25 protein-coding genes are annotated in these 26,605 nt (G+C 37.7%); 17 read left to right on the top strand and 8 right to left on the bottom strand.

Annotated elements, in window-relative coordinates; translation table 11 throughout:
* Window positions 1-187: 187 nt before the first annotated feature.
* The 4 genes from BUB03_RS06355 to BUB03_RS06340 all read left to right on the top strand — a co-directional run bounded on the left by BUB03_RS06355 (window position 188) and on the right by BUB03_RS06340 (window position 5,998).
* On the top strand, window positions 188-2,116 hold the full coding sequence (locus BUB03_RS06355; RefSeq protein WP_073061154.1) for an ABC-F family ATP-binding cassette domain-containing protein: 1,929 nt from the start codon (window positions 188-190) through the stop codon (window positions 2,114-2,116).
* Between the two features lie 225 nt (window positions 2,117-2,341).
* A complete protein-coding gene (locus BUB03_RS06350) occupies window positions 2,342-2,698 on the top strand; it encodes a hypothetical protein (protein ID WP_073061153.1) in 357 nt (118 codons plus the stop codon).
* A gap of 299 nt (window positions 2,699-2,997) precedes the next feature.
* On the top strand, window positions 2,998-5,382 hold the full coding sequence (locus BUB03_RS06345) for a TonB-dependent receptor (protein ID WP_073061151.1): 2,385 nt from the start codon (window positions 2,998-3,000) through the stop codon (window positions 5,380-5,382).
* 43 nt (window positions 5,383-5,425) lie between these two features.
* A complete protein-coding gene (locus BUB03_RS06340) occupies window positions 5,426-5,998 on the top strand; it encodes a hypothetical protein (RefSeq protein WP_073061149.1) in 573 nt (190 codons plus the stop codon).
* Window positions 5,999-6,052: 54 nt separating this feature from the next.
* Here the strand turns inward: BUB03_RS06340 and BUB03_RS06335 are convergent, their stop codons facing one another.
* A complete protein-coding gene (locus BUB03_RS06335; RefSeq protein ID WP_073061148.1) occupies window positions 6,053-6,583 on the bottom strand; it encodes a DoxX family protein in 531 nt (176 codons plus the stop codon).
* A 343-nt stretch (window positions 6,584-6,926) separates the two neighbouring features.
* On the opposite strand from BUB03_RS06335, the gene BUB03_RS06330 reads away from it, so the two are divergent.
* Window positions 6,927-8,261 carry a trigger factor gene (locus BUB03_RS06330; RefSeq protein ID WP_040998125.1) on the top strand — a complete coding sequence of 445 codons (1,335 nt, stop codon included), beginning with the start codon at window positions 6,927-6,929 and terminating at the stop codon, window positions 8,259-8,261.
* A gap of 181 nt (window positions 8,262-8,442) precedes the next feature.
* Window positions 8,443-9,129 carry a hypothetical protein gene (locus BUB03_RS06325; protein WP_040998123.1) on the top strand — a complete coding sequence of 229 codons (687 nt, stop codon included), beginning with the start codon at window positions 8,443-8,445 and terminating at the stop codon, window positions 9,127-9,129.
* 115 nt (window positions 9,130-9,244) lie between these two features.
* Here the strand turns inward: BUB03_RS06325 and BUB03_RS06320 are convergent, their stop codons facing one another.
* Both BUB03_RS06320 and BUB03_RS06315 read right to left on the bottom strand, forming a co-directional pair.
* On the bottom strand, window positions 9,245-9,829 hold the full coding sequence (locus BUB03_RS06320; protein ID WP_040998121.1) for a DUF3109 family protein: 585 nt from the start codon (window positions 9,827-9,829) through the stop codon (window positions 9,245-9,247).
* A 5-nt stretch (window positions 9,830-9,834) separates the two neighbouring features.
* Window positions 9,835-10,740, bottom strand: coding sequence for a DUF6427 family protein (locus tag BUB03_RS06315; protein WP_073061146.1), 906 nt, complete (start codon window positions 10,738-10,740; stop codon window positions 9,835-9,837).
* A 42-nt stretch (window positions 10,741-10,782) separates the two neighbouring features.
* On the opposite strand from BUB03_RS06315, the gene BUB03_RS06310 reads away from it, so the two are divergent.
* Complete coding sequence (locus BUB03_RS06310) at window positions 10,783-11,016, top strand: DUF6341 family protein (RefSeq protein WP_040998117.1); 234 nt, start codon at window positions 10,783-10,785, stop codon at window positions 11,014-11,016.
* 77 nt (window positions 11,017-11,093) lie between these two features.
* Here BUB03_RS06310 and BUB03_RS06305 read toward each other — a convergent pair whose 3' ends face one another.
* From BUB03_RS06305 to BUB03_RS06285, 5 genes are all read right to left on the bottom strand, one after another.
* Complete coding sequence (locus tag BUB03_RS06305) at window positions 11,094-11,531, bottom strand: universal stress protein (protein WP_040998116.1); 438 nt, start codon at window positions 11,529-11,531, stop codon at window positions 11,094-11,096.
* A 58-nt stretch (window positions 11,532-11,589) separates the two neighbouring features.
* The gene (locus BUB03_RS06300) at window positions 11,590-12,195 is read right to left on the bottom strand and encodes a fumarylacetoacetate hydrolase family protein (protein ID WP_073061144.1); all 606 of its coding nucleotides are present in this window, start codon (window positions 12,193-12,195) and stop codon (window positions 11,590-11,592) included.
* A gap of 99 nt (window positions 12,196-12,294) precedes the next feature.
* Complete coding sequence (locus BUB03_RS06295) at window positions 12,295-12,693, bottom strand: putative signal transducing protein (protein ID WP_073061142.1); 399 nt, start codon at window positions 12,691-12,693, stop codon at window positions 12,295-12,297.
* A 3-nt stretch (window positions 12,694-12,696) separates the two neighbouring features.
* Window positions 12,697-13,461 (bottom strand): 3'-5' exonuclease, encoded by a 765-nt coding sequence (locus BUB03_RS06290; RefSeq protein WP_040998109.1) that lies wholly within the window; start codon window positions 13,459-13,461, stop codon window positions 12,697-12,699.
* An 86-nt stretch (window positions 13,462-13,547) separates the two neighbouring features.
* A complete protein-coding gene (locus BUB03_RS06285; protein ID WP_073061141.1) occupies window positions 13,548-14,261 on the bottom strand; it encodes a CDP-alcohol phosphatidyltransferase family protein in 714 nt (237 codons plus the stop codon).
* An 89-nt stretch (window positions 14,262-14,350) separates the two neighbouring features.
* On the opposite strand from BUB03_RS06285, the gene BUB03_RS06280 reads away from it, so the two are divergent.
* The 10 genes from BUB03_RS06280 to BUB03_RS06235 all read left to right on the top strand — a co-directional run bounded on the left by BUB03_RS06280 (window position 14,351) and on the right by BUB03_RS06235 (window position 26,552).
* On the top strand, window positions 14,351-16,279 hold the full coding sequence (locus BUB03_RS06280) for an LTA synthase family protein (RefSeq protein ID WP_073061139.1): 1,929 nt from the start codon (window positions 14,351-14,353) through the stop codon (window positions 16,277-16,279).
* Window positions 16,280-16,432: 153 nt separating this feature from the next.
* Window positions 16,433-16,852 carry a DUF2147 domain-containing protein gene (locus tag BUB03_RS06275; RefSeq protein WP_040998107.1) on the top strand — a complete coding sequence of 140 codons (420 nt, stop codon included), beginning with the start codon at window positions 16,433-16,435 and terminating at the stop codon, window positions 16,850-16,852.
* Window positions 16,853-17,073: 221 nt separating this feature from the next.
* Window positions 17,074-18,054 carry a pyruvate dehydrogenase complex E1 component subunit beta gene (locus BUB03_RS06270; protein WP_040998105.1) on the top strand — a complete coding sequence of 327 codons (981 nt, stop codon included), beginning with the start codon at window positions 17,074-17,076 and terminating at the stop codon, window positions 18,052-18,054.
* A gap of 117 nt (window positions 18,055-18,171) precedes the next feature.
* The gene (locus BUB03_RS06265) at window positions 18,172-20,166 is read left to right on the top strand and encodes a KUP/HAK/KT family potassium transporter (RefSeq protein ID WP_040998103.1); all 1,995 of its coding nucleotides are present in this window, start codon (window positions 18,172-18,174) and stop codon (window positions 20,164-20,166) included.
* Window positions 20,167-20,235: 69 nt separating this feature from the next.
* Entirely contained in the window at window positions 20,236-20,709 is a 474-nt protein-coding gene (locus BUB03_RS06260) for a Fur family transcriptional regulator (protein WP_040998101.1), read from the top strand.
* A 3-nt stretch (window positions 20,710-20,712) separates the two neighbouring features.
* Entirely contained in the window at window positions 20,713-22,446 is a 1,734-nt protein-coding gene (locus BUB03_RS06255; RefSeq protein WP_073061137.1) for an OstA-like protein, read from the top strand.
* A gap of 274 nt (window positions 22,447-22,720) precedes the next feature.
* The gene (locus BUB03_RS06250) at window positions 22,721-23,644 is read left to right on the top strand and encodes a hypothetical protein (protein ID WP_073061135.1); all 924 of its coding nucleotides are present in this window, start codon (window positions 22,721-22,723) and stop codon (window positions 23,642-23,644) included.
* A gap of 1 nt (window position 23,645) precedes the next feature.
* Window positions 23,646-24,473 (top strand): hypothetical protein, encoded by an 828-nt coding sequence (locus BUB03_RS06245; protein WP_073061133.1) that lies wholly within the window; start codon window positions 23,646-23,648, stop codon window positions 24,471-24,473.
* 2 nt (window positions 24,474-24,475) lie between these two features.
* On the top strand, window positions 24,476-25,252 hold the full coding sequence (locus tag BUB03_RS06240; protein ID WP_073061132.1) for a hypothetical protein: 777 nt from the start codon (window positions 24,476-24,478) through the stop codon (window positions 25,250-25,252).
* Window positions 25,253-25,376: 124 nt separating this feature from the next.
* Window positions 25,377-26,552 carry an aspartate aminotransferase family protein gene (locus BUB03_RS06235; protein WP_073061346.1) on the top strand — a complete coding sequence of 392 codons (1,176 nt, stop codon included), beginning with the start codon at window positions 25,377-25,379 and terminating at the stop codon, window positions 26,550-26,552.
* The last annotated feature ends 53 nt before the right edge of the window (window positions 26,553-26,605 follow it).

Genomic DNA, 26,605 nt, shown 5'->3' with positions numbered 1-26,605 from the left:
ATAAACAAGAAAATAGCAAGTACACATCTCATTAATTACTGATTTTCTTAGCCGTTTTGCCTTTTACCTTTCCGCGATTTTACCCCTCTGTCTCTTCATCTTTCAGTTATTCTCACTATTCATTTCTTTTTCCGTACTTTTGCACCCGAAAATTCATTATTCATTCACTTAATTTTTATTTAATAAAATGCTTTCGGTTCAAGGTTTAGGATTACATCATTCAGGAAACTATCTGTTTCAAAATACAAATTTCACCATCAAAAAGGATGATAAAGTGGGACTCGTTGGAAAAAACGGAGCAGGAAAATCTACTTTATTGAAAATGCTTTCCGGAGAAATTAATTTCTACGAAGGAAGTGTTGTCCCTGAAGGAAATGTAACCATCGGTTTCCTGAAACAGGATCTTGATTTCGTAAAAGGAAGAACCGTTTGGAATGAAACAATGCAGGCTTTTGAGCAGATTAATGCATGGAAAAGTGAACTGGAAGAAGTTAATCACCAATTGGCAACAAGAACCGATTATGAAAGTGATTCCTATACAGATCTGATCAATAAAATGACGGAACTGAATGATCTTCTGATGAACCATGATGCCTACAATCTGGAAGGCGATATGGAGAAGATATTATTCGGTCTGGGTTTTAAAGCAGATGATTTCCATAAAATTACCGATGAATTTTCAGGAGGATGGAGAATGAGAATTGAGCTGGCCAAGCTGCTTCTTCAGAAGAACGATATCATGCTTCTCGATGAGCCTACCAACCACCTTGATATGGAATCCATTATCTGGCTGGAGAACTTTCTGAAAGATTATCCCGGAGCCATTGTTCTGGTGAGCCACGATAAACAGTTCATGACGGCTGTCTGCAACAGGACTTTTGATATCAACAATAAAAAAGTTGACGACTATAAAGCCAACTATTCCAAATATCTGGTTATGCGTGAAGAGCGCCGTGAAAAACTGATTCAGGCTAAAAAGAATCAGGATGCGGAGATCAAGCAGATGGAAGACAACATTAATAAGTTCCGTGCAAGTGCTACAAAAGCGTCTTTCGCGCAGTCGCTTATTAAAAAATTAGATAAGATCGAACGTATTGAAGTGGATAACGAAGACGTTTCCAAATTCAATATCCGTTTCGTGCAGTCTATGGTTCCCGGAAAAGTTATTTTCGAGGCAGAAAACCTAGGAAAGGCTTACGGCAACAAACAGATTTTTGATAAAGTAGATTTTATTGTTCAGAGAGGAGACAGAATTGCTCTTTTAGGACAGAACGGACAGGGGAAAACTACTTTAGCCAAAATTCTTGCCGGAGACATCAAAGATTATACAGGAACCTGGAACCTTGGACATAATGTGAACATCGGATACTTTGCCCAAAACCAGGAAGAAGTTCTGACTCCTAATAAAACTGTTCTGGAAGAGGCAGAAGATGCTGCTACGGAAGAAACCAGACCAAGAGTAAGAGACCTTCTGGGATCTTTCCTTTTCCAGGGAGACGCCGTAACCAAGAAAACAAAAGTGCTTTCCGGGGGAGAAAGAAACCGTCTGGCACTTTGTAAATTATTACTTCGTCCGTTCAACACGTTGATTATGGATGAGCCTACCAACCACCTTGATATTCAGTCTAAAGAAATTATCAAACTGGCTTTACAGAATTTTGAAGGCACCCTGATCGTCATCTCTCACGACAGAGAATTCCTGGATGGTCTTTGTGATAAAATCTACGAATTCCGTGACGGGAGAATGAAAGAATTCCTTGGAAGCGTAGGTGAGTACCTTGAATACAGACAAAAAGAAACGCTTCGCGAAATATCTGCTGAAAAAGCAAAACTTCACGGAGATGATGTGAAAGTTGAAGAAAAACCTGCTCCGAAAGAGGTGAAAGTGGAAGATAAATCATCAACCATTGTAAGCAAAGAGCAAAAAAATATTCAGAATAAACTAAAGAAAGTAGAAGAGAAAATCTCTGAACTTGAAGCCGAAATTGAAACCATGGAAGCTTCCTTTGCCAAAGAAAACCCTTCTGAAGAAACTTTGGAAAAGTACAATAAAGCCAAAGAGGAATTAGATGTTGCTTTGCAGGAATGGGAGCATCTGGGATCTCAACTTGCTTAAATTTTTGAATTAAATAATAAATAAATCCTTCGGCTCCGCTCAGGATGACATTTCTAATACTAACGGTGTAATTTTAACGTGTCATCCTGAGCGAAGTCGAAGGATTTTAAATAAATATACTTGTCGAGGTTCTTTTTTGTAACAAAAAAAGACTTTTTGCGACGTATTGAGCAGTTTAATAAAAACTTAATTAAAAACTTTAAATTATTTTTATAATTTTACAGGATGATTTTTAAGGAAAGCAGAAATCTGAAGAGTTTTATCTCCAAACTTTTGTTTGGGATCTACTTCATTGCGCTGTTTTCCCAGAGTTTTCACCACCACGATGCTGTCGATAACTTTAAGATCTTCAATCTTAAAAAGGCAGAAAACTCCATCGCTAAAACTTCAGCCAAAGAAAAGCCGGGCGACTGTCTGGCCTGTCATTTCCTGGCTACAGGACATACTTTGGTTCCTGACGAATTCAGCTTTACATTTGAGCATTTTACGCATCAGGTAAAGCAGACCATTACCGTTCAGGAAAAAATATGGTCTCAGACCAAGTTTACTTTTCAGCTCCGGGGGCCTCCCGCAGTTGCATAATCATTTATTTTTTATTGGCTTTAATTCGTTTTAAAGTTCAATATTTGGGATTAGTATTTGCTGATAGCCGGTTTTACGTGGTTCAGATTTAAGTTACGGGATTCGGGATTCGGGGTTTGTGATACATGATATTAGAAGTTTTCAGGTGTAATTAATTGTATACCTCTCATTACTTTTATATTCAGACCGCATCTATCATCATTAATACATTATACATTTTACAATGAAAAAATAGTCCCATTCAACAAATTTTTACGAAAAAATGTACCTGAAAATGGTACGCAATCAATCTATAGACAATGAAATTGATATATAGCCTGATGTTGGTTCTTTGCGGACTGACATTGATAAATGCACAGAAAACTTATACTGTGGAAGGATCTGTTCATGATTTTCATGATAAAGCAGCATTGGAAAACGCTGTAGTGAAAATCGGAGAATTTACAGCCAAAACAGACCGTACCGGTAAGTTTATATTCAATAAAATTCCTGCGGGAAAATATATTCTCATTGCTAAACATCCTGATTGTGATGATTATACTGAAAATATAGGAGTAGATCAGGATATGCATCTGGCCATTACACTGGAGCACCACGTTAAGGATATCGAGACGGTGACGATCCATGGAAGTCATAAATCCAATGGCTCTTTAATCATTAAAACACTCGATAAATCCGAGATCCAGAGAAACTCTACGGATAACCTCGGTAATTTATTATCAAAAATATCCGGAGTTACTACCTTAAAAACCGGGAATAATATTTCAAAACCTGTGATTCACGGGTTATACGGAAGCCGCATCTCTATTTTAAATAATGGAGTGAAGCTGGCCGAGCAGGAATGGGGCGTAGAGCATGCTCCCAATGTTGATATTAATAATTTTCAGCACATCGATGTCATAAAAGGGGCTTCTGCATTAAAGTACGGAAGCGATGCCATTGGAGGTGTTGTGGTAATGGAACCTGAAATTTTCCCTAAAAAGGATACCATTAAAGGTTCTGTTGGTCTTACCGGGATTTCCAACGGAAGAGGGCTTGGGCTGGATGTAGATGTCGCCAGAGTCTGGAAAAACGGCTGGGCGGTAAAGTCCGGTGGAAGCATCAAAAAGCTGGGCGACCAGAGCGCTCCGGATTATAACCTGAAGAATACGGGAATGGATTTCTCTTCTTTTAATTTTACGGTTCAGAACAACAGCTATGAAAAAGGAATCTCCTTTGATTATTATCTGACTAACCAGAATATAGGGATTTTAAGAGATTCCCATGTTTCCACTTCGGGGGATTATGACAGGGCAATGAATGCCAATCCACCTGTTTATTCAGGGAAATTCAGTTATGATATTGATAATCCGAGACAGGTTATCGAGCATCATATTGCGAAAGTTTCAGCTTTTAAAAGGTTTGAAAATATCGGAAAACTTTCGGCAACCTATAGTTATCAGTATAACCACAGACAGGAATATGATATCAGAAGAGGGGAATTAAAGGATACACCTTCTCTTGATCTTGAGCTGATGACGCATCAGTTTAATATCAACGATCTTCTGGAAAGGGAAAAGTGGTCTCTGGAAACGGGAATTGATGCAGGTTTTCAAAACAATTATTCAGATCCTGCCACTAAAGCAAGACGTTTGATCCCTAATTACGATAAATATTCTGCCGGAATATATTCTGTTTTTAAATATAAGATTTCCCACGAATTTAATTTTGAGGCGGGAGCACGATATGATTTCACCCGTTATGATGTTACGAAATGGTATGACAAAAGTGACTGGGACAAATTGTATGCAAACACTTTTCCTCAGTTTTATGTAAAACAGGATGAAAACAGGGTGTTGACGCGTCCTAAGCTTAACTATAATAATGTTTCCTTCAATGCAGGCCTGGAATACCGCCCGAGCTCAAGTTTTGATTTGAAATTTAATTATGCAAAAGTGGGCAGGTCCCCGAATATTGCCGAATTGTTTTCAGACGGGCTGCATCATTCCGCAGGGGTGATTGAAACAGGTGATATGGGCTTGAAAAATGAGCAGGGACATCAGTTCAACTTAACGGTAGATTCAAAAATCAATGTTTTGAAGGGACTGAATATTTCTGTGAATCCCTACTTCTTTATCACTAAAAACTTTATCAATCAGGTGCCGGTAGGAATTAAAGGAACCATCAGAGGCGTATTTCCAGAATGGGCTTACCAGCAGATCGACGCCAAAATGTATGGGGTAGATCTGGATGTTAACTGGAAGCTTACCGATGAGCTTACCTATGTGGGAAGAGGGGCTTATGTGTACGGACAGGATGATACGAACAATGAACCTCTGATTTTAATGATGCCACCGAATTTTTCCAATGCATTACAGTTTAAAAAAGAAAAATGGAATAACTTCTATTTTACTCTTGAAAACCAGACGTTTTTAAAACAGACCAGATTCCCGATCCGCAATGCTCCGCTGGAAATTTATGTAGATGGCGAGCTGGTGGATAAAATGATTGATTTCAGTACACCGCCCAGCGGTTATTCACTCTGGAATATCCAGACAGGAATCAATATCAGCAAAAATCTTTCTGCAGGACTTATCGTAAACAATATTTTCAATACTTCGTACAGAGAATATCTGAACCGTTTGAGATTCTTTGCGGATGAGGCAGGAAGAAACTTTATTTTAAACTTTAGATACAGATTCTAAAGATTTCAGAACAATTAAATTTTACAACTTTAAAATTCTTACAATGAACAAATTATTCAATACTAAAAATATTTTCAGATTATTAGCACTTTTATTCATCACGGTTACAGTTATTTCATGCCAGAGAGACGGCTCGGTGGCAGAAGATGACCTTCCTCAGGAAGAGCTCACGAATATTATTTTATTGGTAAAAGAAGATACCCCGGGATCTACGGCTATCGAATATAATTACAGCATCGGGGCAGGAGGAATTCCTACCATTCCTTTGAAAGACGGGAAATCTTATACCGTTGAAGCGAAATTCAGAAACGGGAATGAAGATGCTACAGGAGAAATTATTGATGCTAAAAATGAGCATTTCCTTATTTTTGACTTTCCAAAATCAAAGATCAACATTACCAGACTGGATGGTAATGACCTGAGAAACGACGGCAAAAGAGTAGGGTTAAAAACAAAATGGGATGTAGTACAGGCCGTTGACGGAACTTCTCCTTTCCTGAAACTGACCCTGATCCATTCACCTGAAAGTGTAAATGATGCTAAAGCAGGAACAGCCTGGGGAAGCGTTGTAGGTGGAGAAACAGATGCTGAAGCTACCTATAATTTAAGCAATTAAAATAGTTGATGTGAATAGTAAAACCGCTGAAATATTCAGCGGTTTTTTATTGTATTAAAGTATAAAAGCATTAAGTAAAAAAGCAATCAGATAAAACATGATTACAAAAATTAATAAAGCACCTAAGACAATGTATATGATTTGCTTAATCTGATTGCCGGAATTAATTCTTTTTGAAACTGTTGTAAAAGCTCTGATACCATTAATTAATGGGGTACGGTTTAACCATAAAATAAAAAAAACAATTAACTGTAATGTAAGGGCGCCAAAAATTGCCGGAACTTCATAAAAATAATCCTGTAAAATGACATTGATAAGAAGGGAAGTTAAAAACAGGCATCCGATAATCCTTGTTTTTGGGATGAACAGTAAAAGGGCTCCCAATATCTCAAAGATTCCTAAGGTTACAACAAATGGCTTGGAGTAAGAATAAAATTCCCACATTATTTTCATTCCTTTAAACTTTTCATTTACAGAATGATTGAACTGCGAATATTTACCTGCACCAAACAAAATCATAATTCCAGAAACATAAAGGCAGCAGGACCACTCCAGAATATTAAGAAAATCATTTTTTTTAAGCATTGTAATGTTTTTAAAGATTGGTTTTAAATTTCAATCAATTGATATGCAAAAGGTTATTTTTGTGAATTATATTCATATTTTACGTCAGAAAGTCATGAAGTTGTTGAAAATGCTGTTGATGGTTTAGAATATTCAGACAAAATCTGTCATACTAATCTCTCTCTGCTTATAAACCGGGGAAAGTTTTGTTGATGATCATTAAAATAACCCATACAATTGAAGATTTTGAAGCTAAATTTCTGAAGATATCATCTTTATAAATATTTGAACACTAAGAATTGATGAGAAGTGGGTAATTCTCATAAAAATTTCATATTTTTGCAACCTAAAATTTTAATCAATAATGAAGGTTACCGCACAAAACCATGATGACGTAAGTGCATTACTTACAGTGACATTGGAAAAATCTGACTACAAAGAAAAAGTAGAAAAGCAGTTGATTAATTATGCTAAAAATGCGCAAGTTCCTGGTTTCAGAAAAGGGAAAGTGCCTTTGAGTATGGTTAAAAAACAATATGAAGCAGGTATTGCATTCGAAGAAATCAACAGACAGGTTTCTGACGCATTGAACAACTATGTTAACGAAAACAAACTAAGATTAGTTGGTCAGCCTGTTCCTCAGCCAGTAAACGAACTAGATTACAACGCTGACAAAATTGAAGTTGCTTTCGAGGTAGGATATGAGCCTGAATTCACTATAGATTTAGCTAAATATGAAGCGCCTCATTATAAAGTAGAAGCTTCTGACAAAGAAATCACGAAGAGCATTGAGAACATGCAGAGACGTTTTGCAGAGCAGGTTCCTCAGGATAAAATCACTAAAGATTCTTATATAGCTTTAGAAGTTTCTCAGGTTGTAGAAGAAGATGCTGAAGGAGAGCACCACCACCATCCAAAGAACGTTACCATTACTGCTGAAAACAAAGAAGCTTTCAAATTGGTAAAATCTTTAAAAATGGACGGTTCTGTAAAAGTATCTAAAGAAACTCTTGCAGGTGATGAAGAACTGGCTAAAGAATTAGGTTTCTCTAAAGAAGAAGTTGAGCACTTACACCACGCTGAAGTAGAAGTTAAAGTAAAAGATTTCTATTCATTGAACCTGGCTGAGCTTAATCAGGATTTATTCGACAAAGTATACGGAGAAGGAACAATCAAATCTGAAGAAGAGCTTAAAGAAAAAGTAAAATCTGAGTTGGATGAGTACTTCCAGCAAAATGCTGATGTTCACTATGTGAATAAAGTATTGGAGCAGGTTACTGAAAAAGAAGAAGTAAAACTTCCGGAAAACTTCCTTGTGAAATGGTTAATGTTCTCTAACCAGAACATCCAGTCTGAAGAGCAGGCTAAAGAAATCCTTAATGCAGAGAAGAGCCAGCTAAGATACCAGATCATTGAAGGTAAATTAATGACTGACAACGAGATCAAATTAGACTATGCTGATGTATTGGCACAGGCTGAGCAGTTGGTAAGAAACCAGTTGGCAATCTACGGAATCCACCACCTAGGTGACGAAGAAATCCAGAAATATGCTGTTGAAATGTTGAAAGACCAGGAGCAGGTAAGACAAATTTCTTCTGAAGTAGCTATGGCTAAACTGAAAGATGTAATTCTTGAAAAAGCGTCTAAAAAAGAAACTAAAATTTCTCACGACGAGTTTTTGGAAGAACTTAAGAAATAATCTATTCCGATATAAATATTTGAAACCTCCGAGCGATCGGAGGTTTTGTTTTTTCCGATATTCTTAAAAAATCTTAATGAATTAGGGACGTAATCACCACGTATTTCACATAAATTCACGGTGTTTATTTTTGTGTGGTCATTATTCCTATATTTACACCTTAAACTTATTATATAGAGATATGAAAAAGATCATCATTCCGTTTTTTTGTGCCGTACTGTTCTCAGTTCCGGCAACAGCTCAGAAGACCAGTGCAGCTCCCGCAAAGACGGAAGTCGTAAAATCCAAACTGACCCCAAAAGATGTTGTAGATAATTACTTTAAAGCTTTAGGAGGTAAAAGTAAGCTGGAAGCAGTAAAGTCCACAATTATTGATAATACACTTAATGTTCAGGGTATGGATATTACCATGAGCACGATGAAGCAGGGCAATAAATTTAAATCTGTACAAACTGCTATGGGCCAGAAAGTTTCCCAGGTATTTGACGGTGAAAAAGGATATATAGAAAGAGCAGGCCAGAAAACCGATTTCCCGGCTGATAATATCGCTGAACTGAAAAAAGGGACTACTATTGAAGCATTGGCTTTTAATCCTTCAAACTTTAAGGATGTGACAGCAGAAAAGCTCGATGGCAAAGACTATAACGTATTATCTTCAGACAAAGGTAAGTTTTACTTTGATGCTGCTACAGGACTTTTATACAAATCTTCTGTAGGAGAAGGAAGTGTGACCGTGAAAAATTACATGACGGTGGAAGACATAAAATTCCCTTCTGAAGTGGATATTGACGGAAAAGGCCAGAAAGTAACAATAAAAACAACAAAGGTTGTTTTAAATACAGGCGTTTCTGATGCAGATTTCAAATAAAAACTGATATTTTTAATGAAATATAGGCCGGATATTTTCCGGCTTTTTTATGGAAAAATAATTTTAACTCAACTTTAACTAAAAAACCGCAGATCGAATCTGCGGTTTTGTTTATTTAAGAGCCATAAGCGGCTTTCCATTCATCGGCGGCTTCACATAAAACATCGTAGAAATCCTCGCCGTATTTTCTGATCAGCGGGGTTTTAAGGAATTTATAGACAGGAACCTGCAATTCTTTTCCAAGTGTACAAGCATCGCTGCATACGCTCCACTCGTGGTAGTTCAGGGCTGTAAAAGTAGAGTATTCCGTAACACGGATCGGGTAGAGGTGGCAGGAAATAGGCTTTTGCCAGTCTACGGCACCATCTTCATAGGCTTTCTCAATACCGCATTTCGTGATCCCTTTTTCATCAAAAGTTACATAAGCACATTCGCGGTCCTCCACCATAGGGGTAACGTACATTCCGTCCATAGGATCAGTGGTCCATGTGCCTTGTTCTTCAAGGGCTTTGATGCCTTCCTGGGTAAGATAAGGCTTTATTTTATCAAAAATACTGTCTAAAATCTCAAGTTCATCCTTGTCTAGCGGAGCACCTACATCTCCTTCCACACAGCATGCACCCTTACATTTCGAAAGGTTGCAAACAAATTCTTCGGAAAATACATCCTCTGAAATCAATTTATCGTCTATCTGAATCATAATCTTTAAAATAAATTAAAATACGTACCTGCTTTAAAAGCAATCATACTCATAATGATAAGCCACAGGCTTACCTCCTGCATCCAGTATTTAGGCAAAAATCTCATCATCCTGCTCAGGATAATGCTCGATGGGAATGCCAGAAGCAGTAAATATTCATAGTTTTTATTCATGTATAGAATAATGGTTACCAGCTGGGCCAGCGAAAAAACAAGCAGGAAGGTATATTTGTACCTGCTTATCGGGCTTTTCTTATTATAGTTTTTAAAATGGTCGTACACGGCATAAATAAGCATCAGCAGAACGGGAAGCAAAGGCAGCAGGTCCGTATAATCCGTCATAGGCCTCATCTTTCCAAACGGGAAATAATCAATATTCCATGTAGTGAAGCGGAAAAAGAACATAATGGAAAAATAACTGAATGCGATCATTACCATTCCCAAAAGGAACCTGAAGAGATTTAAACTTATTTTCTGGGAAGTGGCAATCACGTGAACAATCACGAAAAGAGCCATGGGCCAGGTGGTGGGCAGGAAAATAAAGTTAAGCGCAACAATGGCGCCTACCAGGACGTAGGATTTCTTCCTTACATCTTCATCAGCGCTCGTCAGAAGCAGTAGAAGAAAGGAATTGGTAAGCAGCGAAACGGCAATTCCGATGTCCAGGTTTCCCGGATATAACCCAAAAATAAAAAATGTATATAAAAACAGCGGCAGATGCGTCTGGTAATTAAGGGCAATACTGTGAAAACAAAAATATCCCAAAGCAATCCCAAGAAAAGTTATTCCGGCGATAATGGCTTCGTAGGTGTTGAAATTCAGTATGTTAAATATTACGACTACTAAAAGAAGAAAACCAATATAAACAGGAATTGAAAAAATATTGCTTTCTTTTGAAAGTAATTTAAACATTTTTTATAAATTTGTACAAAGTTAATTTAAAAAAGGAAAATAATGACGTCTTTCTGGTTATTCTTAAGTAAAGTTTTCAAATTTACATTTGGTTTTTTTGATACATTTGGAAATGTTCTAAACTGGATTCTATTTATCGTTTGCTGTACGTTATTTACTTACTGGTGCTATGTATTGGTGGTAAAACTAAGTGGTGATAAAGACAAAGACTATTATTCTCCAACTGAGGGTAAGCACCCTTACTACGATCCTAAGATCTATAAAAAAGAAGGTTAATTAATTGGTTATATAGTAAAAAACCGATCGGACATTAGTCTGATCGGTTTTTTTATTAACGATTAAAATTTACTTTTCTAGTCGTGGATGGGAAGTACCAGTACCGGAATATGAGAATCTTTCGTAAGCCCTTTTGTAAGGCTGCCTACAAAAACATCATAAATTCCGCTTCTTCCGTGTGATCCCATAACGATATAATCTGCATTTTTAGCTTTTGCATACTCCAGGATAGTGTCCTTGGCGATTCCCTGTTTTAAGAGATGCTCACAGTCCACATCATGGGCAAGGATTCTCTGCTCGATCTTATTCAGCTGTATCAGCTCATCTCTGATCTCGTTCGCTTCTACTTCAGGAAAATATTGATATCCCATATCACCGATAGCAAAACCTATATCTGAAGGCGCTACGTGAATCAGAAAAATTCTGCCGTTCAACTGTTTTGCAAATTTTACGGCTCCGTCTACAAGCTGTTCTGTTTTGTCCCCAAAATCTACGGGTAGTACAATATTTATCATGACCTTTAATTTTGTATTCTAAAGATAAGAAAAATTGCCGGATTTTTATGTTAAATACTTATAATATTCGAATATCAAGAATTTTATCATCTTTCAGATAAGCTTCAAGAATATCATTTTCATCAACCTTTCCAACTCCTTTTGGGGTTCCGGTAAAAATAAGATCACCCACCCTCAGTGTAAAATATTGTGAAGCGAAAGCAATGATATCATCAAAACTGAAGATCATGTCTTTTGTATTACCATTCTGCACCTCTTCCTTATTTTTCAATAAAGAGAACTCCAGTCCCTGAAGATCAAAATCCTCTTTTCTGAAGAAGTTTCCTACCACAGCAGAACCGTCAAATCCTTTAGCCAGTTCCCACGGAAGACCTTTGGATTTAAGCTCGCTCTGAAGATCCCTTGCTGTAAAATCTATTCCAAGGCTGATTTCTTCATAATGTTTGCTGGCCGCTTCTTTCCGGATGTATTTTCCTCCTTTTGAAATTTTCAAAACCACTTCCAGCTCATAATGAATATCATTGGAGAATTCAGGGATATAAAAATCATTTCCCTTTAAGACCGCTGTGTCGGGTTTCATAAAAATAACCGGTTTTTCAGGAATTTCATTTCCCAATTCTTTTGCATGTTCGCTGTAGTTTCTTCCTATGCAGATGATTTTCATAATGCTTAATTATTTATGTTTTATGAGTCCGTCATTGCGAGGAATGTAATGACGAAGCAATCTTTTATACTATTTACTATTCTTGAATTATGAATTTAGCTAATGAATAAATTCATTTCCGCAATAATAACATTTGAATTGATGGCTCGTCAGGAAAGAAATACCAAAGAAACTTGTGGCACTGTCATCCCTGTAAATATGATTGGAACCACATTTCGGACATACAAAGTCAAATTCAGGATTAGTGATGGTATGTTCCACTTCCAGAGAATAGGCTTCATTATCATTATAGTTCTTCAGAATCTCTTTTGCCTTTTCCAGATCGTCTTCAAAAACCTGAAGCTGAATGCCGCCAACAGCCTGAGAAAGCAGCCAGTCCGACTGAATCAGCTGTTCGTTGGCAATAAAGCTGTTCACTCCGTTTTCAGCAAGGATTTGCTTATCCCTGTTGGCCTCAAGAGCTGATTCATAAAATTTAAAGCGGACCAGATTCGACATGTTCTAGAATTTACTTGAAAGTTGGATTTTTGTAAAAATTTTCTTGGTATATAACGGGAAATCTGCATTCTGAAGCCATCCGTAATATCCCAGATCCTTCTGGAAAACAGCTTTTACAACCTGTCCTTTATACTTTCCAAAATTGAAAACAGCCTCCGACTTATCGTTATATCCGATAAATCCTGCAAGATCAGCATTTTTATTATGAAAACTGAATTCACTTAAAGGAGCGATCTCATTGGGAATATCATCATATTTTCCAACCTGCGCATCCAGCACCTCGAAGGTAGCCATCACATCAGCTTCGGCAGAGTGAGCGTTTTCCAGAATTTTTCCACAATAAAACTGATAGGCAGCCCCTAAGTTTCTGGGTTCCTTTTTATGGAAAATAGTCTGTGCATCCACCAGTTTGAATTTGCTCAGATCAAAATCCATTTCCACTCTTAAAAGCTCTTCTGCCAAAAGCGGAACATCGAATCTGTTGGAATTGAATCCTCCCAGATCACTTCCTGAAAGCATTTCCATAATTTTAGGTGCAATTTCCCTGAATGTCGGAGCATCCTTTACATCTTCATCATAAATTCCGTGGATTTCGCTGCATTCCTGTGGAATAGGCATTTCCGGGTTCACACGCCAGGTTTTGCTTTCTCTGGAGGCGTCCGGATTTACTTTTAAAATACAGATCTCTACAATTCTGTCCTTTCCGATGTTCGTTCCTGTAGTTTCAAGATCAAAAATGCAAAGGGGTTTATGGAGCTTTAAATTCATTTTTTTAATTTGAAAATTTGATAATGTGTTAATTTGAAAATGTGCTGATTTCTAAGTTTTAAAGTCTGATGTCTGGCATCTGAAATCTAACCCAGCTGTTTCTGAAAAACCAGCGACACGATGATATAATAAATAACAAGCATCGGAATGCCAACGATCTGAAACAGGATCAGAATAGCAATTCCACCGCCTAATAAAATAATTTTCGGATAATTATCCTGAAGTTTTTTGGATTTGAATTTCATTGCCATCATTTTGATAGGGCTGATCAGAAGCCATGAAGTGATAGCGGTCAGTAAGATGAGAAACAATGAATTTTCAAATAAAAATGCAAATGTTCCTGTTTCTTTAAAGGCATAATACAATCCAAACAGCAAAACGGTATTGGTAGGTGTATTCAGCCCTTTGAAATAATAACGCTGCTCTTCATCCAGGTTAAAGATAGCCAGTCTGAGGCATGAAAAAACCGTCACAAAAATACCGAGGTAGCTGATGGCAAAAGGAAGATGCATTCCCAGAATTTCATTTCCGAACGGCTCCAGTGCTTTGTACATTGTAAGCCCCGGGATCAACCCAAAACTTACCATGTCCGCAAGGGAGTCCAGCTGAAGCCCCAGATTGGAATTCGACTTTAAAGCCCTGGCTACAAACCCGTCAAAAAAATCAAAAACAGAGGAGAGGATAAGGCAGATTGCCGTAGTCTGATAATCTCCCAGGATAAGATGGATTGCTCCTACGCAGCCTGCAAATAAATTGGCAAGCGTCAGCAGATTGGCAAGATTGTTTTTCATGAAATTCATACCAGCAAAAGTAGGGTTTTTCAGAATTTTAACCTGAAATATTATGAAGGAAAAAATACATTAATACGATTTTGATGTAAATTTGCCGAATGAAATTTTTTAAAGAATTTAGAAAACAAGAAGTTCTGGTCCTTTTTTACCGGATTTTTTTAGCATATGTTTTTTATCAGATTGCCCGCCTTTTGTTTTGGTATTTCAATAAAGAACTCATCAAAGTGGATTCCGTTTCAGATTATTTCAGCCTGGCATTTCATGGAACAGCCTTTGATACCACGGCAATCTTATATGTTAATGCCCTGTTCATTTTGTTAAGCCTTGTCCCGGTTGTGATCAATACAAAGAAAGGCTACCAGACCGTTTTGTTCTGGCTGTATTTCATCACCAACGGTATTGCCTATGCTATGAATTTCGGTGATTTTGTTTACTATAAATTTGCCCAGGCAAGGCTGACCTCTACCGCATTGCAGGTTGCCAAGCATGAATCCAATATTTTTAAAGTGTTTACAGTTTCCATTGGGCAACATCCTTTTGTGCTTATATGGTTCGTTGTTTTAATGGCTCTTTGGGTTTTCCTGTACAAAAAAGTGAAAATTACGGAACAGAAACCGGTAAAACTTATTCCATACTTTATCTGGTCTATACTTGTTCTCTGCGGGACGGCCGTCCTTGTTGTCGGGGGAATCCGTGGTGACTTCAAACACAGTACAAGACCCATAAATTTGGTGGACGCCAACCGTTTTGTAGTTAATCCGCTTCAGGGGAATATTGTACTGAACAGTACTTTCTCTTTTTTCAGGACTTTGGGGACCAATAATTTTAAAGAAGTTCATTTTGTAGACGAAAAATATATTACTGAGAATGTTCAGCCTTATAAAATATACGACAGGAAAGTGGAAAACCGCCCCAATATTGTCATTTTTATCGTTGAATCTTTTGGCAGGGAATATTCAGGTGCTTTTAATAAATATAAAAATATAAACGGCTATGTTTCTTATACCCCATTTATAGACAGTCTTGCCAGCCAGAGTCTGATCTTTCCCAATACATTTGCCAATGGGAGGCAGTCTATCCATGGGATGAGCAGTGTTTTGGCAGGAATTCCGAGCCTTACGGATGCTTTTACCAGCTCTCCGTATTCCAATCAGAAAATCCAGTCTATTGTTTCGGTGTGTAACGACCTGGGTTATGACACCTCTTTTTATCATGGCGCGCCGAATGGTTCCATGGGATTCCTCGGATTTGGAAATATTTTAGGCTTTAAGCACTATTTCGGGAAAAACGAATACAATCATGATGAGGATTTCGACGGAATGTGGGCCATATGGGATGAACCGTTTCTTCAGTATTTTGCAAAAAACGTGGGAAAAACACAGCCTTTTATGACAACGGTTTTTACGGCTTCATCACATCACCCGTTCAAAATTCCTGAAAAATATAAGGGTAAATTTAAAAAAGGAACCATAGAAATGCATGAACCGATCCAATACACGGATTATGCCATCAAAAAATATTTTGAAACTGCTAAAAAAGAACCGTGGTTCAATAATACCATCTTTGTTTTCACAGGCGACCACACCAACCAGATCGCTTACGGTGAATACGAAAAAGCCATGAACCGTTTTGCAGTTCCATTGATATTTTATTCTCCAAATCCGCAATACAACCTTAAAGGTGTAAACCCAGAAGTAGCCCAGCAGATAGATATTTATCCTACACTGGCAGACCTTATCGGATATAATAAGAGGATCAGAAGCTGGGGGAGAAGTCTGGTAAGCGATAAACAATATCCTTCTATTATTGTTAATTCCGATGGCAGCACAGAGCAGTTTATCATTGGGAACCATATGTACCGTTTCGATGGTAAGGAAATCACAGGAATGTATGAAAAGAATGACCTTGGGTTTACCAACAATCTGATGGGGAAGGTAAAAACTCCGGAAACAGACAAGGAAATGCAGACGGCAAAGGCATGGTACCAGGATTATATGGACAGGGTAATCAACAGGAAGCTTAACTGATGTTTAGTAAATGTTTAAATCATTGATTTTGGTATAAGTGTTGTTATACCATGCGAAGGATAATAAAAGTTTTTGTTTGTTTAAAATTAATTTATATTTTTAGCAGTAAATAGACAGCAGAAATCTTTTATTGGAATTAAAACTATAAAAAATATGAAAAAAGTATTATTAACATTCGTGCTCTCTCTGTTTGGCGTATTATCGTTTGCACAGATTGAAGGCAAGTGGAAGACTATAGATGATGAAACCAAGCAGGCAAAATCTATCGTTGAGATCTATAAAAAGTCCGACGGAAAATATTACGGAAAAGTTTCCCAGTTGCTTATAAAGCCGGCGGATCCCAACTGTACAGGTTGTAAGGACGACAGAAAAGGAAAGCCAATATTAGGAATGGAGATTATCAGAGGACTTAAAAAAGATGGTGACGAATTTACCGGGGGAACCATTACAGATCCTAAAACAGGTAAAACCTACAAATGTACCATTACAAAAAGCGGTGACAAGCTGAATGTAAGAGGATATATGGGAGTTTCTATATTGGGAAGAACCCAGATCTGGGACAAAGTAAACTAGTTAAGTTTAAATAAAATTGTAAAGCGGTATTTCAGCAATGAAATATCGTTTTTGTTTTTTAAAATAATATTCAGCCATAGAAAAGGTATAAACAAATGGATCGGCAGAAGAAAAACCTTTTCAGTTAAATTAATTAAGGTTCCTCATTCAATGAGATCGCTTTTTTGTTATGTGTATAATAAAAAAACACTATTTTTGTAGTCTAAATTTTTCAAGAAAATATGGCAGAATATACTTTTCGTGAGGTAATTGCACAGGCAATGAGCGAGGAAATGCGTAAAGACGAATCTATCTACCTGATGGGGGAGGAAGTTGCAGAATATAACGGTGCATACAAAGCCTCTAAAGGAATGCTGGATGAATTTGGTCCTAAAAGAATAATCGATACACCCATTGCTGAACTTGGTTTCACTGGAATCTCTGTAGGTGCGGCAATGAACGGTAACAGGCCTATCGTAGAATTTATGACATTCAATTTCTCTTTGGTAGGAATTGATCAGATTATCAACAACGCAGCAAAAATACGTCAGATGAGTGGTGGACAGTGGAACTGCCCGATCGTTTTCCGTGGTCCTACAGCTTCTGCAGGCCAGTTGGGAGCAACGCACTCCCAGGCTTTTGAAGGATGGTTTGCCAACTGTCCGGGCTTAAAAGTTGTAGTTCCTTCCAATCCATATGATGCAAAAGGATTATTGAAAACAGCAATCCAGGATAATGATCCGGTTATTTTCATGGAATCTGAGCAGATGTATGGTGATAAAATGGAAATTCCTGAAGAAGAATATTACCTTCCAATAGGTAAAGCAGATATTAAGAGAGAAGGTACAGACGTTACTTTGGTTTCTTTCGGTAAAATCATGAAGCTGGCTATTCAGGCTGCTGAAGATATGGCTAAAGAAGGAATCTCTGTAGAAGTAATCGATCTTAGAACCGTTCGTCCTCTTGATTTTGATACCGTTTTAGCTTCTGTTAAAAAAACAAACAGACTGGTAATCCTTGAAGAAGCGTGGCCGTTTGGTTCCGTATCTTCCGAAATTACTTATATGGTACAGCAAAAAGCATTTGATTATCTGGATGCACCAATCAAGAGAATTACGACTCCTGATGCGCCTGCACCATACTCAGCTGCATTATTTGCAGAATGGTTCCCTAAGCTTGAGAAAGTGAAAGAGGAAATCAAAAAAGCGATGTACGTAAAATAACTATTATAGAGAAAAACTTCCGAAAGGAAGTTTTTTCATTTATTATATTCATGAAGAATAGTTTTTGACGTCATAAAATTAGTATAAATTTGCGCGTTTAAAATAAAATAAGCTGACATGGCAGACGTTACTGAAGATGGTTATCATTTTGATATAAAAAAACTTTCTTTTATTGGAGTTTTAGTCTCTCTAGGAATTGTGTTCGGGGATATCGGAACATCACCGCTTTACGTAATGAAAGCGATTGTGAATGCAAAAGATGCAGGCAGTAATATGCCCTTTAACGAGTATATTGAAGGAGCTTTATCCTGCATTATCTGGACTCTTACCCTTCAGACTACCATAAAATATGTGATCATTGCTTTAAGAGCAGATAACAAAGGGGAAGGAGGTATTTTAGCTTTATTCTCGCTGGTCAAAAACCTTAAAAAAGGATGGCTGTATCTTATTGCTATCATTGGGGCTGCCGCACTTATTGCAGACGGGGTAATTACGCCATCGCTTACCGTAATGTCGGCTATTGAAGGTCTTGAGATATATAACCCTCACACACCTGTAGTGCCTATTACCATTGGAATTCTGATTGTTATTTTTGTGGTACAGCAATTCGGAACCAGTTTCATCGGGAAGTTTTTCGGACCCGTAATGGTGGTATGGTTTTTAGTTTTAGGTGGTTTGGGAATGATGCATTTAAGTGAAAATCTTGAAATTTTGAGATCTTTCAATCCTTACTATGCCTACAAGCTTATTGTGAACTCTCCAAGTGCAATTGTTATACTTGGTGCTGTTTTCCTTTGTACAACGGGAGCAGAAGCCCTTTATTCAGACTTAGGGCATTGTGGTGCCAAAAATATAAGAGTAAGCTGGGGATTCGTTAAAATCATGCTTATTTTAAACTACCTGGGACAGGGAGCCTGGCTTTTAACCAACCATGGGAAACCTGGTTTTTCTGTAGTGAATCCATTTTTTGGAATTATGGAAGAGTGGATGATCGTACCGGGAGTAATTTTAGCTACTGCAGCTGCAATTATTGCAAGCCAGGCCTTGATTACAGGTTCATTCACCATTTTCTCCGAAGCAATGTCCCTTAATTTATGGCCAAATCAGAAAATTGATTATCCTTCCGGGGTTAAAGGGCAAATGTACATTCCAAGAATCAACTGGGGACTTCTTATTCTTTGTATCATTGTTGTGCTTCACTTCAGGGAATCAGGGAAAATGGAAGCCGCTTACGGACTTTCTATTACAGTAACCATGCTGATGACAACCGTTCTATTGGTTTTCTGGCTATTGAAACACAGAGTCAGCAAAGTATTAATTGTATTTTTCGCATTAGTATATATGGCTATTGAATTAGGATTTTTCAGTGCGAATATTATCAAATTCATGGAAGGCGGATGGATTACAGTTGTGCTTGCTGGTTCTATCGGGATCTCTATGTATGCATGGTATAATGGTAGACTGATAAAAACCAGATTTATTCAATTTGTGAAAATAGAAAAATATGTTTCCATTCTGAAAGATATGAAACTGGACGAAAGCATTCCGAAATATGCAACCAATCTTGCTTATCTGAGCAGAGCCAAAAGAAATGATGAGGTAGAATCAAAAATTATCTATTCCATCATCAAGAAACAGCCGAAAAGAGCAGATCATTATTTTATATTAAGCATTGTTAACCAGGAAGATCCATATACTTTCAAGTATACAGTAGATGAAATTCTGCCGGGCACAGTGTACAAAATCAATTTCCTTTTAGGATTTAAAGTAGACCGTAGGATCAATGACTATTTCAATATGGTGCTGAAAGATCTTATGGCAGAGGGAACCATTCCTTCAAGAAGCAGCCACCCGTCTCTCAGAGCCCATAATATACCACCGGATCTGAAGTATGTAATTATAGATAATACATATATTAACGATATACTTTTAACTGTTAAACAGAAGATTACCCTTAATATCTACAACTTCGTGAAGTACATCGGAAGCGATGATTTCAAAGCGTGGGGAGTCTCTTCACACAACGTAGAAGTGGAATCTGCACCTATTACCGAGCTTACGGTTTATGACAGTAAGATTGAGCAATCCGGCTTCTTCCGTCATAATTCATAAAAAAGTATCTGCATCATACCATAAGGTTTATTTAAATAAAAATCAATAAATTTGTAGATAATTTTTTTGATGGATACAGTACAAAAAGAAAAGAATATTGCTTTGATCAAGGATGTTTTAAGAAATTACCTTTTAGAGAAGGGTTTCAGAAACACACCTGAACGATATACGATATTAGAAGAGATTTACAGTATGGATCATCACTTCAATGTGGATGATCTCTACCTTCTTATGATGCAGAAGAAATATCATGTTTCAAAAGCAACTATTTACAACACTATTGAAATTTTCCTTGATGCAGGCTTGATCCGTAAGCATCAGTTTGGAGAAAAAACATTGACCTCTTCATCTTATGAAAAGTCTTATTTTGACAAACAGCATGACCACCTGGTGATCTACAAAAAAGACTCGGATAAAGAAATTGAAGAAATTATCGAATTCTGTGATCCGAGAATTCAGGGAATCAAAGAAGCAATTGAAGAAGCATTTGGCGTAAATATTGATTCGCATTCGCTGTATTTCTATGGTACCAAGAATGATTAATCAATGAGAATAATCCTTTTTCTGTTAATTTTTATTTCTGCGTTAAGCTCCGCACAGGACAATAAAACCACGCAGATGGATCCTTATATCCAAAATAAAGGAAAAGCTTCACCTGCTGTAAGACCTGAAGACAAGGTAAAGATCATTCATGCTGATGAATTCAGGAAAGATACCAAGTATGAGGGAAACCAGTACATGGTAGGGCATGTTCAGATAGAGCATCAGGGATCAGTTCTCTATGCTGATGAGGTAATCCTTTACAATGACCAGAGTCTTGTAAAAGCTATCGGTAATGCAAAGCTTCAGAATGCAGACGGTTCCGTGATCACGGCTAATGAAATGGAGTACAACGGGGTTACCCAGAAAGGGGTTGCCAAAAAAGATGTGGTTCTTACCGATCCTAAGCAGACCATTAAAACAGACATTCTGTACTATGACAGGTTGGCTAATCAGGCATACTTCAATACCGGAGGAACAATTTCTGATGGGCAGAATGTAATGTATACCAAATCTGCTACCTATTTCCTCAATACCAAAATGATAGATTTTGTCGGGAATGTGAAAATTGATAATCCTGATTATATCATAGAAGGTCCCAACATCAAGCAAAACCAGAATACAAAGGTGGCGGAGTTCTTTGGACCTACAACAATCACCAACCGGGCCAATCCTAAAAATCGTATTTATACTGAAAGAGGAACTTATAAAATGGATTCGAAAGAAGCCTTCCTCAATAAGAATTCCAAGATTTTTTATAATGATAAAATTCTTACAGGGGATGATATGTACTTCAATAATATAACAGGATTCGGGACAGCAACCGGAAACGTTACATTGGATGATCCTCTGGAAAAAAGATATATCAAAGGCGGTTACGGAGAAGTTTTTCAGAAGAAAGATTCTGCCATGATGACCAAAGGCCCGTATGCCGTTAAAATCATGGAAAAAGATTCCATTTATTTTGCTGCAGAAAAAATCCTGTCCTATCAAAAACCCGATCCAACAGACATAACGGTAAAGAAAAGTTTTTTAAGAGCTTACAGAAAAGCAAGAATCTATAAATCCAATGCACAGGGAAGAGCAGATTCTATTGCTTTCAATGAAACGGACGGAATTATGCATATGTATACCCATCCCATTCTCTGGAGCGGTGAGAAACAGGTAACCGGTGATAAAGTTGAGGCATATTTTAATACCAAAACTGAAAATATAGATTCGCTTAAAGTCATTGGAAACGCCTTAGCTATCAGTAAAGTAGACTCATTAAACCTCAAAGATGAATTTAACCAGGTAAAGGGAAAATTCATGACAGTATATTATGAGAATAATGATATTAAAGAAGCCAGAGTCGTAGGAAATGCGCAGTCCATTGTTTATGTGGATGATGTAGACCAGGAAACAAAACAGCCTCAGAGAATTGGAATTACTCTTTCAACCTGTGGGATTATAGGAGCTTTATTTGAGCAAAGAACTTTACAAATCATATCCTGCAGTATTGCGGCCAACTCTGATACCTATCCCATGAGTAAGATAGAGCCTGAGAAAAGGAAATTCTCAGATTTTAACTGGAATACCAAAGACCGGATCAGGAAATGGCAGGATATTCTTGTTGACAGCCCTAATTATGAAGAAATAAAGTATTCTGCTGATAATGAGCTGTTTAATCAGGCGCAGGAAGCGATAGACAAAGAAAGAGCCAAAGAAGAAGCGAAAAAACCTAAAAGGGTAAGAAAATAAAATCATATTTTTTCAGAGAAAACGATAATTCACCATTTTTCATGTAGTAAATGGTGAATTATTATTTTTAAAAAGCCATAAAAATGACTAAAAAAGTGTAAAAAAAACGATTTTTTTGGCTTGATAATCAGGTTTGTTATCATCTGAATCCCGCTTTAAATCTACGTTTCTGTTATTTCATTTTTTATTTAACATTATTTTTCAGCAGTTGATAGATTTTGAATTAGAATTATTTCTAAATTTATTACACCAAGAATGATAAAAAAATTTAGAAATGAAAATCAAGTATTTCCTCTTGGCTCTTATTTTTTGCTTTATAAGAGTCATCGCACAGGTTGGGATTGCGAAAGCTCCCGGTTTTCAACCTGACACTAGAACACTTTTACATGTAAAACAAGATGACAACGCAGCCAGGATGCCTAGGGCGAACACAGCTTCAGCGCTGCCTGTGTCTGCTACCGGTACTACAGGAAACGGAACCCAGGGTTCTGTTATTTTCAACAGGGAAACCGGAAGTATTGTTCAGAATGATGGTACAGCATGGAAAATCTCAGATCCTATTGTAACGGCTCTGAAAAACAACAAAATGGCGCGTTTTATAAGAAGTGCTGTAGTGACGGCAGACTGCGGAACGTGCGGATTGGGATGTGGTGGAGTAAACAGGCTTTGTCCTACCGGGGGAGGAGCCATGGATGTTCCTTTTACAACTGCCAGCCCCAGTTATAATGATATCTCGTCAGACGTTTCCCTTGCATCGGCTACAAGTAATGTCATTAATATCAAGACAAGAGGTTTGTATAAAATTTCTTTCAAAAGCGGTGCTATAGATGTTAAAACACCGGCTTTATGCGTGGGAGTTACAATTAATCTTTACTCAAAGGTTGACCTGGAAACAAGCACTGCCGCAGCTCCTACTACCTGGCGGCCGATTACCAATAATACGACCAGCTCTACCAGCGGCGCATTATCCTTGGGAAGTCTAAATCCTACAGCCATTGATGTGGGACAGTCATTAGTTCTTACTTATGTTGGAAGTTTTGAGGCAGGTGATAATTTAAGACTTAGATTTTACGGAAACCAGAATATTGGAACAGGGGTTTGTACCGGTGTCATTGGAGGGAATGTAATGTCTTTTTCAATGAATACCACAGGAAATGGGGTATCAGAAATTATTGTTGAAAAAATAAATATGCAATAAGATGAAAAAGATAATGTTAATTCTAGTGCTTTTATTTCAATATGGTTTAAATGCACAAGTAGTGATTGGAGACAATGTTGCCAGCAATCAGAATATATTAAAAATAAAGGATGGAACAAGAGGGGTGATACTACCTTATTCCAATATTTATACTTCGTTCCCTAAATACGATGCTGCATCAACGGATCTATTTAGTGATTATCCTAATCTTGTAGGAGGGCTTATCTATAACAAAGCCGATGACCAGTATTATAAATACGATGGCTATGCCTGGAACCCGGCAAGACAAATACAGGGAATCTTTCAGCCCAAAGGTTCAAGGTTGGGAATTTCTTCAGGAATTACGATACCATGTCTGGCTTTTGGTCTTGGAATATGCCTTTCCTTAGGATCTCCCCAGTATCTTGCGCCGGATGACAAAAGCCAGGTTCTTGTTGATAACCTTCTTCTGAAAAATGCAAGTTCGGTAACTATAAAACAGAATGGGATGTATGACGTAGCAGCAGCTCTTGGCTTTACCGGGGGCAGTGTAGGAGCCCAGATAGGTGTTACAGAATTTAAACTGACATTGCAGGTTAAATATACTCCGGCTTCGGCCTGGGAAACTGTTGTTACCAAGAGTAATTATTCTATAATATTTATCATTGATACTCAGGGAAGTAAAACATCCAGTTTCTCCCAGACCATATCCTTACCTGCCGGTGCAGAACTGAGAGTTGTTCCAACGATAACAACTATCGGAGGGTCCGGAGGATCTCTTGCTGCATACGGAACGGATAGCAGTTCTATCAACTCATATATTGGAGCACGTTTAATTAAAACCTATTAGTGATGAAAAAATATATATTCTGCCTGTTCTTGTTTGCATTAAACATATACAGTGCGCAAGTTAATTTTACAAACATACCCAACCCTGATTCTAATGCTACCAGTAACGATCAGGTAATGATGTACATAACAAATACAAATGAAGCGACCGGAGTTAAAGGTTTTGGTTTACCCGCTGTAGAAACCGACACCGACTTGCCCTATACCGGTATAAATGCTCCTGCCACAAGGATAGACGTTTTAAGAGGTATGCTCATATTTGTGAAAAGTACAGGTCAGGCAATGGTATTTGACGGACTTGTGTGGAGCAAAGCCTTTGAGGTGGAATCTGATAATGTTTCCAGATTTACGATAAATCCCGTGAATACTACTTCAGGTGCTGTAATGCTTCCTATTAATTCCTTAATTGATAAGCCTAACTTTTTAGCCGATCCGTTAAAGCTTAAAACAAATGTTCCGACAACAGGGGCAGATCTGAACAGGCTTTATATCCGTCAGAGCGGTTTATACAGAATTAATGTAAGCCTGAACTTTACAGGTGCTGCAGGTACATTTAGCAGCAGATTAGGAGCAAGCTTATACGTTAACGATGCCAAGAGATTCCAACTTTTGGAAAATGCTGTGAATTTTGACGGTACAGTCAGAAAAATAAGCCTGGATTTTTCAGTGTATGCCGTTCAGGGACAATATATTACACTGGAGGCGATTTCTGAAGTAGGGGGAACAACTGCCTATAACGTAATAAACAATAGCTACGTAACAGTTGAAAAAGTACTTTAGATAAGATATTGATTTTAATACTATTGCCCTTAGAATTCTGAGGGCAATTTTTTATTCAGGACTGATAATTTCGGCATGTGCTGAATCTTTTTTAGCTTTGCTTAAAATTTTCGAGACAATGGAAATGCATAAAGACTTTTTTATATATCAGGCACAGACCACAAAATTTGCAGCAGGTTTTGAAGTTGAAAAAGCAGAAGGGAGCTATATCTATGGAACAGACGGCAAAAGATATCTGGATTTTGTAGCAGGCGTTTCTGCCAATACTTTAGGCCATTCACATCCTAAAGTGGTGGGCGCCATCAAAGAACAGGCAGAAAAATACCTCCATGTAATGGTTTACGGGGAATATGCACAGGAAAAACCAATCGCATTATGTAAACTTCTGGCAGAAGCTACTCCGGATCCGCTTGAAATTACTTATCTGGTTAACAGTGGTGCAGAAGCGATCGATGGAAGCCTTAAGCTGGCCAAACGGTATACAGGAAGAGAAGAAATTGTTTCCTTTAAAAATTCTTACCACGGGAATACCCACGGAGCCCTGAGTGTATCCGGTAATGAAACCCATAAAAGAGAATTCCGCCCATTGCTGCCAATGGTCAGCTTCATAGAATTCAACAACGAAAATGATCTGGATAAAATTACGGATAAGACCGCCTGCGTAATTCTTGAAACCATACAGGGAGCTGCAGGATTCCTGGTTCCGGAAGGTGATTATTTAATTAAGCTTAAAAAAAGATGTGAAGAAGTAGGAGCACTCCTGATCCTTGATGAAATCCAGCCCGGCTTTGGAAGAACCGGTAAATTATTCTCTTTCGAGCATTTCGGAATTGTTCCTGATATCCTTGTTATGGGGAAGGGAATGGGCGGCGGAGTCCCTGTGGGTGCTTTTATGAGCTCCAGGGAAATTATGGAAACATTGTCGCATTCCCCTAAATTAGGACATATTACAACATTCGGAGGGAATCCTCTGATTGCAGCAGCCAGTTATGCTACTTTGAAAGAAGTCCTGGAAAGCGGGCTGATGGATGAAACCGCTGAAAAGGAAAAGCTGTTCAGGGAACTTCTGGTACATCCCAAAATCAAAAATATCAACGGAAAAGGGCTTATGCTTGCAGTTAATCTGGGAACACCTGAATATACCCTGGAAGCAGCTAAAAAATGCATGGAAAAAGGTCTTATTGTATTCTGGCAGCTCTACAGAAACGAGTATATGAGAATCTCGCCGCCCCTTACCATTTCTATGGACGAAATCAGACAAGGTTGCCAGATTATTCTTGATGTCTTAAACGAAAAATAAATAAAAAATCTCTCCTTAACGGGGAGTTTTTTTATGGGTTGCATGGTAGTTTC

Origin of the sequence: Chryseobacterium oranimense (genome assembly GCF_900129755.1) — a bacterium.
In the GTDB taxonomy this organism is placed as follows: Bacteria; Bacteroidota; Bacteroidia; order Flavobacteriales; family Weeksellaceae; genus Chryseobacterium; species Chryseobacterium oranimense.
This window is presented reverse-complemented; position numbering and strand designations above follow the sequence as displayed.

Coding starts and splice junctions, on each gene's coding strand:
- BUB03_RS06350 (WP_073061153.1), top strand. CDS start 2,342: ATGATTTTTAAGGAAAGCAGAAATCTGAAGAGTTTTATCTCCAAACTT.
- BUB03_RS06280 (WP_073061139.1), top strand. CDS start 14,351: ATGAAATTTTTTAAAGAATTTAGAAAACAAGAAGTTCTGGTCCTTTTT.
- BUB03_RS06310 (WP_040998117.1), top strand. CDS start 10,783: ATGACGTCTTTCTGGTTATTCTTAAGTAAAGTTTTCAAATTTACATTT.
- BUB03_RS06345 (WP_073061151.1), top strand. CDS start 2,998: ATGAAATTGATATATAGCCTGATGTTGGTTCTTTGCGGACTGACATTG.
- BUB03_RS06290 (WP_040998109.1), bottom strand. CDS start 13,461: ATGAATTTAAAGCTCCATAAACCCCTTTGCATTTTTGATCTTGAAACT.
- BUB03_RS06320 (WP_040998121.1), bottom strand. CDS start 9,829: ATGATTCAGATAGACGATAAATTGATTTCAGAGGATGTATTTTCCGAA.
- BUB03_RS06285 (WP_073061141.1), bottom strand. CDS start 14,261: ATGAATTTCATGAAAAACAATCTTGCCAATCTGCTGACGCTTGCCAAT.
- BUB03_RS06245 (WP_073061133.1), top strand. CDS start 23,646: ATGAAAAAGATAATGTTAATTCTAGTGCTTTTATTTCAATATGGTTTA.
- BUB03_RS06250 (WP_073061135.1), top strand. CDS start 22,721: ATGAAAATCAAGTATTTCCTCTTGGCTCTTATTTTTTGCTTTATAAGA.
- BUB03_RS06265 (WP_040998103.1), top strand. CDS start 18,172: ATGGCAGACGTTACTGAAGATGGTTATCATTTTGATATAAAAAAACTT.
- BUB03_RS06340 (WP_073061149.1), top strand. CDS start 5,426: ATGAACAAATTATTCAATACTAAAAATATTTTCAGATTATTAGCACTT.
- BUB03_RS06300 (WP_073061144.1), bottom strand. CDS start 12,195: ATGAAAATCATCTGCATAGGAAGAAACTACAGCGAACATGCAAAAGAA.
- BUB03_RS06295 (WP_073061142.1), bottom strand. CDS start 12,693: ATGTCGAATCTGGTCCGCTTTAAATTTTATGAATCAGCTCTTGAGGCC.
- BUB03_RS06270 (WP_040998105.1), top strand. CDS start 17,074: ATGGCAGAATATACTTTTCGTGAGGTAATTGCACAGGCAATGAGCGAG.
- BUB03_RS06260 (WP_040998101.1), top strand. CDS start 20,236: ATGGATACAGTACAAAAAGAAAAGAATATTGCTTTGATCAAGGATGTT.
- BUB03_RS06325 (WP_040998123.1), top strand. CDS start 8,443: ATGAAAAAGATCATCATTCCGTTTTTTTGTGCCGTACTGTTCTCAGTT.
- BUB03_RS06255 (WP_073061137.1), top strand. CDS start 20,713: ATGAGAATAATCCTTTTTCTGTTAATTTTTATTTCTGCGTTAAGCTCC.
- BUB03_RS06335 (WP_073061148.1), bottom strand. CDS start 6,583: ATGCTTAAAAAAAATGATTTTCTTAATATTCTGGAGTGGTCCTGCTGC.
- BUB03_RS06330 (WP_040998125.1), top strand. CDS start 6,927: ATGAAGGTTACCGCACAAAACCATGATGACGTAAGTGCATTACTTACA.
- BUB03_RS06315 (WP_073061146.1), bottom strand. CDS start 10,740: ATGTTTAAATTACTTTCAAAAGAAAGCAATATTTTTTCAATTCCTGTT.
- BUB03_RS06305 (WP_040998116.1), bottom strand. CDS start 11,531: ATGATAAATATTGTACTACCCGTAGATTTTGGGGACAAAACAGAACAG.
- BUB03_RS06355 (WP_073061154.1), top strand. CDS start 188: ATGCTTTCGGTTCAAGGTTTAGGATTACATCATTCAGGAAACTATCTG.
- BUB03_RS06275 (WP_040998107.1), top strand. CDS start 16,433: ATGAAAAAAGTATTATTAACATTCGTGCTCTCTCTGTTTGGCGTATTA.
- BUB03_RS06235 (WP_073061346.1), top strand. CDS start 25,377: ATGCATAAAGACTTTTTTATATATCAGGCACAGACCACAAAATTTGCA.
- BUB03_RS06240 (WP_073061132.1), top strand. CDS start 24,476: ATGAAAAAATATATATTCTGCCTGTTCTTGTTTGCATTAAACATATAC.